The organism is Desulfopila sp. IMCC35006 (assembly GCF_005116645.1).
Lineage (GTDB): Bacteria > Desulfobacterota > Desulfobulbia > Desulfobulbales > Desulfocapsaceae > Desulforhopalus_A.
Map to the genome: position 1 here is coordinate 350,234 of NZ_SWCM01000002.1, position 12,010 is coordinate 362,243.

Consider the following 12,010-nt stretch of genomic DNA (forward strand, 5'->3'; position numbering starts at 1 on the left):
GCCTCTCCGCCTTAATTCAGCAAAGGAAAATGTTGTCCTATGTCACTTCGTAAGAAACAAAAACCCAAAGGGTCTCACCTGTTGTTAACCACTTTTTTATTCACCCTGCTTGTTGCCGGAGCGGCTGCTTTTATTCTTTTTTTCGAGGGCGAAAAACCGGGTATCAATCTGCAGCAGTCCAGTGCTTTTCTGGGCAGAAACGCTATTATCAATTACACGGTCACCGACACCAAAAGCGGAATTCACAATATCTTCGTCTACGGGACCCAGGGCAATGAAAAGAAATTGCTCCATTCGGCGTCCTTTCCCAGAACCGGGTACACCGGCACCATCGGCCCTCTGGAAAAAAGTGAAACGGTTACCTTTGACGTGCAGAAAGAAGGCTTTGTCGATGGTCCAATGACCATTACCATCGAAGCAACAGACTTTTCCATGCGCGGCTGGCTAAAAGGCAACGAAACGATTGCCTCCAAACAGGTCACTGTCGATACGGTACCTCCGAAAATAGAGATACTCCACAGTGAAAAATATATCTCGCCCGGCGGCACCGGCATTGCGATTTATCGCCTCTCCGATCAGGACAGCACAAACGGCGTAGACATGAATGGTTTATTCAATCCCGGTTTTCCAGTAGGCAACGGCCACGACGATATCTACATTTCCTTTTTTGCTCTACCCTTTAATACCGAAAAAATTGACAGTTTGCACGTCTCAGCGACAGACCCGGCTGGGAACAATACAATTGTGCCATTTACAACCGTCTTCAAAAAGGCCGATCAGAAACAGGATACGATTACTATAAGCGATGGTTTTTTGGATGCAAAGATTCCGGAATTTCAGCAACACTATCCGGAAATGAAAGGAGAATTCATCGACAAATATCTTTATGCCAATTCATCGGTACGAGATCAGAATAACAGCAAGATCAGTGAATTATGCAAAAGCTCACTGCCTGAGCGGCTCTGGAAGGGCCATTTTGCACGTATGCCCGGAAGTGCAAGGGCGGGATACGCCGACCATCGAACATACCTCTACAAGGGACAAGCAATCGACCAGCAGGTCCATCTCGGCATGGACATTGCTTCAACCAGTAGAGCTGAAGTACGGGCGGCCAACAATGGGAAGGTTATTTTTGCAGATTACCTCGGCATTTATGGCAACATGGTAATGGTCGATCACGGACAGGGCGTTTTTAGTCTTTATTCTCACCTGAGCCAGATAAATGTTGCCCCAGGCAATATGGTTGACCTGAAAAGCGTTCTTGGTTTAACTGGAACCACCGGGATGGCAGGAGGCGATCACCTCCACTTTTCCATGCTGGTCAATGGCGTCTTCGTTACCCCTAAAGAATGGTGGGATCAGCATTGGATCGAGGTGACCATTGAACGCCCGATCAGCGATGTGAAATCTTAAAAGTCTTCGGTTAGATGCAGCGCCGCAGGTAAAAAGAGCAGGACCCTCTCTATTTTTCCGGCGGCGCTGTCAGTCCTCAAAATCATAATCAGGATGTCCACAAAGTGAACAACGAAGAGTCTGATCGTGTTTGTCGAAGCACCACTCCCATTTTTTTTCGCTGATCATGGCTTCTTCTTCAACTCCGCAGGTGATACAGACCCACTTATCTCCATCTTCAGTTGCAAACAAATGCATAATTCACCTTCTTTACGCAGCGAGCGTGGTTAAGTACAGCAAAAGGGCAAGCCTACTGTCTCGTGACAGAAAGTCATCCTTATACAGCATATCCATGGAAAATACAAAACCAGCGTATATTTTTTTTCCTGCACTTGAACTCCCAATGGCACCATGAAATTTCAGGTCAAAATACCTCGGCTTCTCGGCAGTTATCTGGCAACGGAAATGCTGGCCCCATTTTTTGCCAGTTTTCTCGTTATGAATTGTGTCTTTTTTCTGGCCAAACTCATCCCCTTTCTCGACTTCGTGCTTGAGCTAAACATTGGACTGGCTGATTTCATCAGGCTCTTTTCCTACATCTTTCCCAATATCTTCCTCTACACGATACCCATGGCAGCCATGATGGGCGTAACTATTGGTTTTGCCAGACTGTCAAGCGATTCCGAGATTCTGGCCTTGAAAGCAAGCGGCATCAGCATGTATCAGATCCTGCCCCCGGTGATAATTGTCGCCGCTCTCATTGCGCTTTTGACCAGTTTTGTCTCCATAAAACTGATCCCTCTCAGTGCCGTGTCGATGCGCACACTGTCATACCAATTATTAAAGGAAAAAATAAGCAACGGGATCAAAGAGCATGAGTTCACCGAAGCCCTGGGGGATGTTGTCGTCTATGTCGACAAAATAGACAAAAACTCAGGGCGGTGGTCCAATGTCTGGGTCTCGGATATGCGTCAGGTCGACAATCCCGTCGTTACCATGGCATCTTCCGGCAGGATGAACAGCAATATTAAAGAGATGATGGTGTCCATAGAACTGAAAGACGGCAGTTTGCATAAACCCGGCATGAATAATGCACAGATCGTCCAGTTCGATCAATACCAGATTAACATCCCGCTTCATCTCCCCCAGACCAGTGCCACCCGCCTGAACAAGACTGACCTCACCATGGGCGAGTTGCTGGAGGAGGCCCGCAAATCCGAGAACAATCCGGCGGATAAGCGCAGGATGCTCATAGAATTCCATAAACGGCTCGTCTTGCCGGTTGGCGGTCTGATGATCAGTCTTATCGGTCTGCCCCTTGGTTTACAGGCACGACCTGGCAAAAAAGCTATCGGCATTCAAGCGGGAATAGCCATCTTTATTCTCTATTATATTCTATTCACCTTCGGCAAGGCCTGGGCGGAGAAAGGTGTTTTCCCAGTATGGCTGGCCATGTGGGTGCCGAACTTTCTTTTCTTTGGCCTGGCGATATTCTGGATAACGAGGGTCTCGAATGAGCAACCCCTTATCCCGGAAACAATCAGGCTCTTCATTGCAAAAATACTTGCTGCGATAATGGTTCCGCTGAAGACTCTCTGCGGGCCCCTTGTACACAAACTCAAATTGTGGTACCCAAAGCCCAATCGCAGCACGTCTTTTGAGTGTATGTCGAGTATGACTCCCGTCATAAGAGGCGATGCCGAAAGCAAAGAGTTCCACATCTCCAGCTGTGAAAATTACTTTGCCGAGAATTGCACGATGATATTCAAGGACATTCATGTTGCTCGTGAGGCCGGCTTTAAACCTTGCGAAAACTGTCAGAGGCTGCTTGATAAGTAAGTAACCTAATGAAAACCGGTTGACCCAGGGGAATGAAGGAGGACTCATGAAACTGCCCACTGCTCAGGAAATGAAAAATCTCGATCGCTCAGCGACGGAAATGTTCGGCATCCCAAGTGTTATCCTCATGGAAAATGCGGGTCTCGGTACGGTGCGGATGTTAGAGAAGGAACGGGGTTCGTGTAAGAATACTTTCGCCCTGATATTTGTCGGCCCTGGAAATAATGGCGGGGACGGTCTGGTTATCGGGCGTCATCTCCACCAGCGAGGCTGTCAACCTGTTTTCTTTTTTCTCGTTAACCCGGACTCCCTGACCGGCGACCCTGCTGTTAATCTGCATATTATCCGCAAACTGCGGCTCCCGTTTCATGTGGTTGATTCCCCTGCGAGGGTGGGAACTATCCCGGTCCTGATTAAACAACTCGAATCGCGGGGCCTGCCTTGCTACGCTGTCATCGATGCGATCTTCGGTATTGGCCTCTGTCGGGAAATAACAGGCCATTTTGCCGATACTATAAATCTGATCAACTCCTATAATTTCAACCATACAACCCCCATCGTCGCCGTCGACACTCCCTCGGGAATGGATACAGACACCGGCAGAATTCTGGGAACCTGTATCCGGGCCGACCTTACCGCCACGTACTGCTGCGCAAAACCCGGTCACTTTATTCATGACGGATCTTCGTGGACCGGCAAGTTGGATATCATTGATATCGGCATCCCGCCGGAAGCAATACAGAATGCCGATATAACAACAAAGCTTGCCACTCTCGAAACATGCACGGCGCTGATTCAGCCCCTCCAGCGCAAAAAAGCGGCCCATAAAGGCAGCCATGGACATCTGCTTATTCTGGCTGGATCGACCGGCAAAACAGGAGCGGCTATTCTCTCTGCCAGGGGTGCACTGCGATGCGGTGCGGGTCTTGTCACTCTCTGCGTTCCTCATGACCTGAACGTAATTTTTGAAACAACCCTGATAGAGGCAATGACTCTTCCCCTGGCAAACAGTGGACAATGCCTGTCACAACGCGATTGGCCAACTCTCTCTCAGCAGATTGCAACCAAGCAGGCAATCGTTATGGGCCCAGGCATTGGACTTGATTCCGAAACGGCGGAGCTCGTCCTGCAAGTCTACCGCTCCGCCCAATGCCCGGTCATCGTCGATGCCGATGCCCTGACTGTCCTGGCTGCGTATCGAGACCGACTCGAACCGCCTGCCGGTCCAAGAATATTCACGCCGCACCCTGGTGAACTCGCTCGATTGCTGGACAAATCCGTTGCCGATATTCAAGCTGATCGGCTCGATGCCGCCATTTTAGGTCATAACCTTTTCAGCAACGATTTACACCAGACAGTAATGATTCTCAAAGGCTCAGGTACTGTCATCGCCGCCGACGATGGCTCGACTACAATCAATACGACCGGCAATCCGGGGATGGCGTCAGGGGGGATGGGTGACGTGTTAAGCGGGGTTCTCGGAGCCCTCGTCTGCCAGGGGCTTTCTCCGCTCAATGCGGGGGTTGCCGGGGTTTACCTGCACGGTGCTGCGGCAGACCGGCTCTATGAAAAATCGGGCGCAGGCTTTCTCGCCTCTGAGGTTGCTGAAATGATTCCAGCCATAATCAAGGAGCATCTTGATCGTCAATAAGCCCACTTTACCATGCTATTGGCTGCAGGTGATGCTGCCGGAGATAGGCATTACATTTGACAAAAACATTTGAACCCAGAAACCCCCGGTGGGCAGAAAGCGGGGATGGATGGCTGGTGGCCAGGATCAGATGTTTTCGGGAGTCGATCAGGACCTTTTTTTTCTGGGCAAACGCCCCCCAGAGCATGAAGACGACATGTTCTTTTTTATTGGAAACAGTGGCAATAATATCGTCAGTCAGCGCATGCCAGCCGAGCTGGACATGGGAATTGGGACGCCTGGCCATGACCGTCAGACTGGCATTAAGCAGTAAAACGCCCTGCCTGGCCCACCTGGTCAGATCGCTGTCGACACTGACCTTTTCACCGTTATATACGCTGCTGTTGACTTCCTGCAGGATATTGCGCAGAGATGGTGGCACAGGAATTCCCTGCTGCACCGAAAAACATATCCCATGCGCCTCCGGTCCTTTCCCGGGATGTTCATTGAAATATGGGTCCTGGCCTATTATTACTACCTTTGTCGCGGCAAGACTTGTCAGCCGCAAGGCCGTAAAAACATTCTCCCGAAGCGGATAAACACGGCTCTCCCCCGCCCCTTCGTAGGCTCGTTTTACCAACTCCCTGTGCAAGCCCTGCTGCATGAGAGGGACATTCTCCTCCCAGAGGACAGCCTGGACGTCAGTCTGCTGTTTCACACCATTCTCCATTGCCTCGGGCAAACAAGGCATTACTCGACAGCACCGGCATCACTGCTGTCGTCTTGAGCTGTCGTATGGATCCCTTTAATCAACTCCACCAGCTTTTCCATTGATACCGTTCCGGCAAGGCTGCATTTTTCCACCACCTGTCGACCCATGTTTTTATGATAACACTCCTCCTCTCTGAGAACGGCGTGCATTCCTCCGTTTTTCAAAAGCAGGGCCATCCCCTTGTCCCCATCGTTGTCATCGCCGGAAAGTATTATCCCGGCGGCTCTTTTTTTCAAGACGGTACTCACCGAGGCCAGAAGAATATCGACTGGTCCGCCATTCAAAGATGCTTTGGGCACCTTCTGGAGGGTCAATTGTCCGTTGTATGGCTTGATGTTCATGTAGTCAGAACCGGAAGCCAGATAACAATTACCGCTTTCGATGGTTACCCCTTCCCTGGCCCGGATTACTTTTATCTCCGAGATAGCATCAAGATACTCGGCAAAGCTATTGACGTGCTCAGGCGTCTGATGAATCACCGCAATGAGAGCACCATGCAAGCTATCGGCGAGCTGAGGAACTATCTGCAACAAATTAAAAAAACACCCTTCTCCGCCACCGAACACCGAGATACAGTTGTTCAGCTGATCCTGCGACGCCGGTGAGGATCTCAGCTCAATAATGTCGCCACACTCCGAACAGATTATAGTATCGACAGGCTGAGATCTTACAACCGTGATCACCTCTCCGTTGCCACACTCTTCACAAAAGACCACTCTCTGCTCTGCTTCCGGTGCACTGCCCGCCGCCCCCGGAGCTGTAAAAACCGGTTCTTTCGCCTTAAGACGAACAGCAGCAGCCCTCTTCACCTTGTCGATGATTAGTTTCTTGTAGGTCTGCTGGCTACTTTTCTGAAAGATAAAATCCTTGCAGACAAAATCGACCGCGCCATTTTTCAGGGTATCGAAACATCGGGCGGTCCCTGTTTCGGTAAGACTGGAAAACATTATGGTCGGCGTCGGCCGGTGAATCATCAGATGTTGCAGCGCGGTCATACCATCCATCAGCGGCATTTCCATATCGAGCAGGATAACGTCCGGGTTTTTCTTCAATACCAGATCAAGGGCCTCAATACCGTTCTGGGCCTCCCCGACAATATCAAGCTCCTCACAATCATTAAAAATATCTTCCAGAAATTTTCGGAAAACAAGAGAATCATCGACAATCAGAAGTGATATCTTCGAGGAAGAATTTTTTTCATTTTCTTGCTGCATGTACGTAGTTCCATTGACATATCATCCAGGCAAATATGCCGGGACAGGAATTTCATCCTGTATTTATTATTGGTAAAGCTTATGTTTTTCTATATAGAGTATAACAGATGGCGGCAGAAACTGCTCTACCGACTGGCCCTGGGCGATCATGGTCCTGATTGTCGATGAGCTCTGCTCGCCTGGCGTTCGTGCTAATATGTAAATATCTTTTTGGCCATCGTCTGCATGCCAACAGCCCTGACTGGCCATATACCCCAGGCTCTTCAGCAAATAGGCCAGCCGTTCGCCTTTATAGCCCTTTCTCCGGGAGAGGATAATATGGACCGCACGTAAAACATCCCGGTACGACTTCCAGCTGAGGATTTCCATGAAGGCATCAGCGCCGATCATGAAATAAAGCTGGTAATCGTTATGATACTTTTTTCGGTAATGTTTCTGCAGAACCCGCAGCGTATCGATGGTATAGGAGGGCTTCGGCAGGATGCCTTCGATCGCGTTACATTCAAAACCTTTCATGCCCAGCGTGGCCAGTTCCAGCATGGCCAGCCGGTGATCAAAGGAACTTACCGCAGTAGTGTTTTTGTGCGGCGGCTCGGCGGCAGGAATAAAAACCACCTTGTCCAGCGCGCATTCCGCCAGAGCCGATTCTGCCAGCTGCAGATGTCCGTAGTGCACAGGATCAAAGGTCCCGCCAAGTAACCCGATCTTATTTACGGTCACTCTCGGACTTGTCCCTGACCAAAAACTACAAATTTCCGGGTAGTCAACTCCTCAAGCCCCATCGGACCGTAGGCATGCAGCTTGGTGGTGCTGATACCTATTTCCGCACCAAGTCCGAGCTGCCCCCCATCATTAAAACGCGTTGAGGCATTGACCATTACCGCAGATGCATCAATCTCGGCAATAAACCTCTGGGCGGTACTGTAATTTTCCGTAACGATCGATTCGGTATGCCGGGAACCGTACGTTTGAATATACTGTTTGGCTTCGCTAAAGCCCTGCACCACTTTTACACAGAGAATCAAATCAAGAAATTCGGTGCCCCAGTCTTCCTCTGCCGCGGCTTGTATTCCTGCGGCTATTCTGACGCTTTGGGCGCACCCGCGAAGTTCCACACCGTTCGCGGTAAGCTCTTTTACTACCCGCGGCAGAAAAGTTTCCGCGATATCGCTGTGGATCAGCAATCCTTCAAGGGCATTGCACACGCCAGGCCGATGGATCTTGGAATTAAGCACCAAGGGGATGGCCTTGTCCAGATCGGCATCTTTATCGATATACAGATGACAGACGCCTTTATAGTGCTTGAGAACAGGAATTCTGGAATTCGCGGCAACAAACCGGATGAGTCCCTCTCCGCCACGCGGGATGACCAGGTCGATGTCCTCCTCAAGGGTGAGCAGATGAGTGATTGCCAGCCGGTCGGTGACAGGGATAACCTGCACCGCACTCCTGTCGATGTTGTGCTGGGTGAGCGCCTGTTGCAGAAGAGTTGCAAGAGCGAGATTGGAGTGAATGGCTTCTGACCCGCCCCGCAAAATTACCGCGTTGCCTGTTTTAACACAGAGGGCAGCGGCATCCACAGTTACATTGGGCCGGGACTCATAGATCATGGCGATCACCCCAAGAGGCACCCGCATTCTCCCGACCTGAAGACCGTTGGGCCGTTTTACAAAATTTTCTATTTTTCCAATCGGATCCGGCAGGGCGCAGAGTTCCAGGAGCCCGGTAATCATGGAATCGATAACCGCATCGGATAAGCGCAGCCGGTCAAGCATGGCTGGCGACAATCCCTTTTCAACCCCTGCTGCGAGATCCTTGTCATTTTCAACTTTCAGATGCTCTCTTTGCCGCGCCAGCAGATCGGCAACAGTGGTCAGGACATCATTTTTGGTCTTTGTTGAAAGAGCCATCAGATCTGCCGCAGCAAGCTTCGCTCTTTTCGCTAATTCGTCAATTGTCTGTTCCAGTGCCATGAAGCTATCCTTTAATATTTCTGTCAGGTATTCAGCTCAGAGGATGACCAGATTATCCCGATGCATCACCTCGTCACTTTCTTTACTGCCTAATATCTGCACAATGTGATCGGTACGCACACCTTTAATTTTGTACAGATCGACCGAGCTGAAATTGGTTAAACCGACAGCCACCGGCTTGTTGTCCATGTCCAGGCACCTGACCGCATCGCCTACATCAAAATGGCCTTCAACTTCGATTATACCGGATGGAAGCAGGCTTTTGCCGTTCTGGCAGATTGCCTTGCAGGCCCCGCGGTCCAGGACCAGACTGCCTTTTGGTTTCAGGACATAGGCTATCCAGCGCTTACGGCTTTGCATTTTTTCCTGTCGCGGCAGGAAAAACGTGCCGATAATCTCGCCGGAAAAAAGATGCTTGAGGATATCCGTCTGTCTGCCAGGGCCGATAAAGGAACTCCCTCCACCGGCAGAAACCATTTGAGCAGCCTTAATTTTACTACACATGCCGCCGGTTCCCAAAACACTTTTACTGTTGCCGGCCATGGCCATAATCTCGTCGGTGACCTCAGCCACTGTATAGAGAGCCCGGGCGTTTGCATCGGTCACCGGATTACGGTCATACAAGGCGTCGACATCGGTCAGGCAAATGAACATATCCGCCTCAATCAGGTTAGCAACCAGGGCACCTAAATTGTCATTGTCGCTAAACTTCAACTCCTCGGTTGAAACCGTATCATTTTCATTGATGACCGGAATGACACCATATTTAAAGAGCGTGAGAATCGTGTTGCGAACGTTGAGATATCTTTTGCGATTGGCGAGGTCAGAATGGGTCAGCAGTATCTGAGCGATATTTTTACCATAGACGGCAAAAGATTCGTCGTAATCATGCATCAGGCTGGACTGGCCGATTGCAGCGAGTGCCTGCTTCTGCTTAATCGTCAGTTCCAGCTCATCGCTTATATGGATTTTTCTTCTTCCGGCAGAAACTGCACCGGAGGTGACCAGAATCACCTCTCTGCCGGTATTATGCAGAAAAGCTATCTCTTTGGCAAGATTATCGACAACCTGCTTGTTAATCCCATCGGCACCGGTCAGGATCGCGCTTCCCACCTTCACCACCACCCTTTTTGCTTTGTCGAAAAGAGTCTGTCGATAATAGAGTCCGTCTTCAATTTCTAAATTCGAATTCATAAGATGTTGAACCCGCTTAAATACGTGATGATGAGCGAAGAGAAGAAGGTTTTCACCTTGATCCGATCAAATTCATACAGAGACCAGCCAGTAAAAGCATGCCTTTTATTGGTGCTCTTTTTCACCTTGTTCCAGGGTTTCCAGCACAAGTTCTTTCAGGCCATCAATCCCCTCTCCGGTCATTCCAGAAACACTGACAACATGCTGTCCCATCTGCTGAAACATTGTTGTCAATTTCCTGAGCTCCGACTCTTCGACCAGATCCCGTTTATTTAATACCAGAAGCTGCATTCTGTCGACGAGTTCCTCTTTGTAGAGAAGAAGTTCATTGGCAATTATACGAAAATTTTCCTCGACATTTTCATCGGCTGCATCGATTACGTGCAAGAGCATGCTGGTCCGTTCTACATGACGAAGAAATTTATGTCCAAGGCCGATCCCATTATGCGCACCTTCGACAAGTCCGGGAATATCGGCAATTATACAGGGCTTGAACCATTTGTGCTGCAATACCCCAAGCTGCGGTTCCAGAGTGGTGAAGGGGTAGGACGCTATCTTCGGATTGGCGGCCGAGAGCTTTGACAAAAGAGTCGATTTACCTGCATTGGGCAAGCCAACCAGACCGACATCAGCAATAAGTTTAAGTTCTATTTTCAGCCAGAATTCTTCACCGGCCTCTCCATTGGTTGCGACTCGGGGAGTACGGTTTGTCCCGCTGGCGAAATGAGGATTACCCAGCCCCCCATCTCCACCTCTGGCGATAACGACTGAATCTCCAGCCGATGCGAGATCGGCAAGTACCTCCCCGCTCTCGTTATTTTTTATCACGGAGCCGACAGGAACGTCAATAAAACAATCCTTTCCGGAGCGTCCATGCATATCTTTTCCCTTGCCGTGAACCCCCCTCTCCGCTTTAAAATGAGACCGATAACGAAAATCAATGAGTGAGTTCAAAGAGTTGGTGGCTCGAATGATCACACTTCCACCGCGCCCTCCGTCTCCACCATTTGGCCCACCCCGAGGTACAAATTTTTCTCTGTGAAAACTGACACAGCCATTTCCGCCATCACCGGCTTTCACAAAAAACTTTGCTTCATCAATAAATGCCATAACCCTCCTGCAGGGTATCAATACCTGTAGACTGAATAAAAAAAAACTCGACCATCAATAAAGCATTGAGGCCGAGTTCAAACGTACCGGGTGACGGTCTGTACACGTCATCCGGAAGCGATATTTGATAAAATCAAGCTACAGGATAAATGCTGACTCGTTTTTTATTTTTACCAAATTCTTCGTATGTCACAACACCCTCAATCTTGGCGAAAAGCGTATAATCGCGTCCGCAACCCACATTGGTTCCTGGATGGATGACGGTTCCGAGCTGACGAACCAAAATATTACCAGCTTTGACTACCTGTCCGCCAAATCGCTTAACACCGCGTCGCTGGCCAGCACTATCCCGACCGTTTCTAGAACTACCACCTGCTTTCTTATGAGCCATCTTCTACCCCTTTTTTCCAACGTAAATCATGTTAAATATACTGTTGTATCCGTAATTTTTTCGGCAATGACCGTTACGCAGAAATATCTTCGATTTTCAGCGCAGTGTACGATTGTCTGTGACCGTTTTTTAATCGATACCCTTTGCGGCGCTTTTTCTTGAAAACAATTACTTTTTTTGCTCTTCCCTGTTCAGCGATTTTCGCAGTGACTTTGGCATTTTCAAGAACCGGCTGACCAACTTTTACGCCATCATCGCCAACAACCATGAGAACATCAACCAAGTCTATATTGTCGCCAACGTTGCCTTCGAGTTTTTCAACCCGAACCTGATCTCCGCACGCAACCTGATATTGTTTTCCACCTGTACGAACTATAGCATACATATATGAACCTCTTTGAGTGAATCTACTCTATTATTAACATAGCCAAATTATTTTACAAGAACAGAGCATTCAACCGTATTGTGCCTCAATTGTCAACACAAATTAAACTT

The 12,010-nt window shown here is 49.2% G+C and carries 12 protein-coding genes; 3 read left to right on the forward strand and 9 right to left on the reverse strand.

Translation table 11 applies throughout. From position 1 onward, the window contains the following. Positions 1–39: 39 nt before the first annotated feature. The gene (locus FCL47_RS05480; RefSeq protein ID WP_136812466.1) at positions 40–1,413 is read left to right on the forward strand and encodes a M23 family metallopeptidase; all 1,374 of its coding nucleotides are present in this window, start codon (positions 40–42) and stop codon (positions 1,411–1,413) included. A gap of 69 nt (positions 1,414–1,482) precedes the next feature. On the opposite strand, the gene FCL47_RS24325 is transcribed toward FCL47_RS05480, so the two are convergent. Beyond that, positions 1,483–1,650 (reverse strand): hypothetical protein, encoded by a 168-nt coding sequence (locus FCL47_RS24325; protein ID WP_153306350.1) that lies wholly within the window; start codon positions 1,648–1,650, stop codon positions 1,483–1,485. Positions 1,651–1,803: 153 nt separating this feature from the next. On the opposite strand from FCL47_RS24325, the gene lptF reads away from it, so the two are divergent. Both lptF and FCL47_RS05490 read left to right on the forward strand, forming a co-directional pair. Next, on the forward strand, positions 1,804–3,231 hold the full coding sequence (gene lptF, locus FCL47_RS05485) for an LPS export ABC transporter permease LptF (protein ID WP_136812467.1): 1,428 nt from the start codon (positions 1,804–1,806) through the stop codon (positions 3,229–3,231). A gap of 46 nt (positions 3,232–3,277) precedes the next feature. After that, positions 3,278–4,882 (forward strand): NAD(P)H-hydrate dehydratase, encoded by a 1,605-nt coding sequence (locus FCL47_RS05490; RefSeq protein ID WP_136812468.1) that lies wholly within the window; start codon positions 3,278–3,280, stop codon positions 4,880–4,882. Between the two features lie 7 nt (positions 4,883–4,889). Here FCL47_RS05490 and ung read toward each other — a convergent pair whose 3' ends face one another. From ung to rplU, 8 genes are all read right to left on the reverse strand, one after another. Beyond that, a complete protein-coding gene (gene ung, locus FCL47_RS05495) occupies positions 4,890–5,591 on the reverse strand; it encodes a uracil-DNA glycosylase (RefSeq protein ID WP_136812630.1) in 702 nt (233 codons plus the stop codon). Between the two features lie 20 nt (positions 5,592–5,611). After that, positions 5,612–6,847, reverse strand: coding sequence for a chemotaxis protein CheB (locus tag FCL47_RS05500; RefSeq protein ID WP_136812469.1), 1,236 nt, complete (start codon positions 6,845–6,847; stop codon positions 5,612–5,614). A gap of 66 nt (positions 6,848–6,913) precedes the next feature. Further along, complete coding sequence (nadD, locus tag FCL47_RS05505) at positions 6,914–7,567, reverse strand: nicotinate (nicotinamide) nucleotide adenylyltransferase (protein ID WP_167496373.1); 654 nt, start codon at positions 7,565–7,567, stop codon at positions 6,914–6,916. After that, positions 7,564–8,820: a glutamate-5-semialdehyde dehydrogenase gene (locus tag FCL47_RS05510; RefSeq protein ID WP_136812471.1), complete on the reverse strand. Its 1,257-nt coding sequence runs from the start codon at positions 8,818–8,820 to the stop codon at positions 7,564–7,566. The genes nadD and FCL47_RS05510 overlap by 4 nt, the downstream gene beginning before the upstream one ends. A 36-nt stretch (positions 8,821–8,856) precedes the next feature. Continuing rightward, complete coding sequence (gene proB / locus FCL47_RS05515) at positions 8,857–10,014, reverse strand: glutamate 5-kinase (protein WP_136812472.1); 1,158 nt, start codon at positions 10,012–10,014, stop codon at positions 8,857–8,859. A gap of 105 nt (positions 10,015–10,119) precedes the next feature. Beyond that, positions 10,120–11,124, reverse strand: coding sequence for a GTPase ObgE (obgE, locus tag FCL47_RS05520; RefSeq protein ID WP_136812473.1), 1,005 nt, complete (start codon positions 11,122–11,124; stop codon positions 10,120–10,122). A gap of 133 nt (positions 11,125–11,257) precedes the next feature. Next, entirely contained in the window at positions 11,258–11,515 is a 258-nt protein-coding gene (rpmA, locus tag FCL47_RS05525) for a 50S ribosomal protein L27 (protein WP_136812474.1), read from the reverse strand. 73 nt (positions 11,516–11,588) lie between these two features. Continuing rightward, positions 11,589–11,900 carry a 50S ribosomal protein L21 gene (gene rplU, locus FCL47_RS05530; protein ID WP_136812475.1) on the reverse strand — a complete coding sequence of 104 codons (312 nt, stop codon included), beginning with the start codon at positions 11,898–11,900 and terminating at the stop codon, positions 11,589–11,591. Positions 11,901–12,010: the final 110 nt, after the last annotated feature.

Excerpts from the sequence above, each read along its gene's own strand:
- FCL47_RS05480 (WP_136812466.1), top strand. The coding sequence starts at position 40 with ATGTCACTTCGTAAGAAACAAAAACCCAAAGGGTCTCACCTGTTGTTA.
- FCL47_RS24325 (WP_153306350.1), bottom strand. The coding sequence starts at position 1,650 with ATGCATTTGTTTGCAACTGAAGATGGAGATAAGTGGGTCTGTATCACC.
- lptF (WP_136812467.1), top strand. The coding sequence starts at position 1,804 with ATGAAATTTCAGGTCAAAATACCTCGGCTTCTCGGCAGTTATCTGGCA.
- FCL47_RS05490 (WP_136812468.1), top strand. The coding sequence starts at position 3,278 with ATGAAACTGCCCACTGCTCAGGAAATGAAAAATCTCGATCGCTCAGCG.
- ung (WP_136812630.1), bottom strand. The coding sequence starts at position 5,591 with ATGGAGAATGGTGTGAAACAGCAGACTGACGTCCAGGCTGTCCTCTGG.
- FCL47_RS05500 (WP_136812469.1), bottom strand. The coding sequence starts at position 6,847 with ATGCAGCAAGAAAATGAAAAAAATTCTTCCTCGAAGATATCACTTCTG.
- FCL47_RS05510 (WP_136812471.1), bottom strand. The coding sequence starts at position 8,820 with ATGGCACTGGAACAGACAATTGACGAATTAGCGAAAAGAGCGAAGCTT.
- proB (WP_136812472.1), bottom strand. The coding sequence starts at position 10,014 with ATGAATTCGAATTTAGAAATTGAAGACGGACTCTATTATCGACAGACT.
- obgE (WP_136812473.1), bottom strand. The coding sequence starts at position 11,124 with ATGGCATTTATTGATGAAGCAAAGTTTTTTGTGAAAGCCGGTGATGGC.
- rpmA (WP_136812474.1), bottom strand. The coding sequence starts at position 11,515 with ATGGCTCATAAGAAAGCAGGTGGTAGTTCTAGAAACGGTCGGGATAGT.
- rplU (WP_136812475.1), bottom strand. The coding sequence starts at position 11,900 with ATGTATGCTATAGTTCGTACAGGTGGAAAACAATATCAGGTTGCGTGC.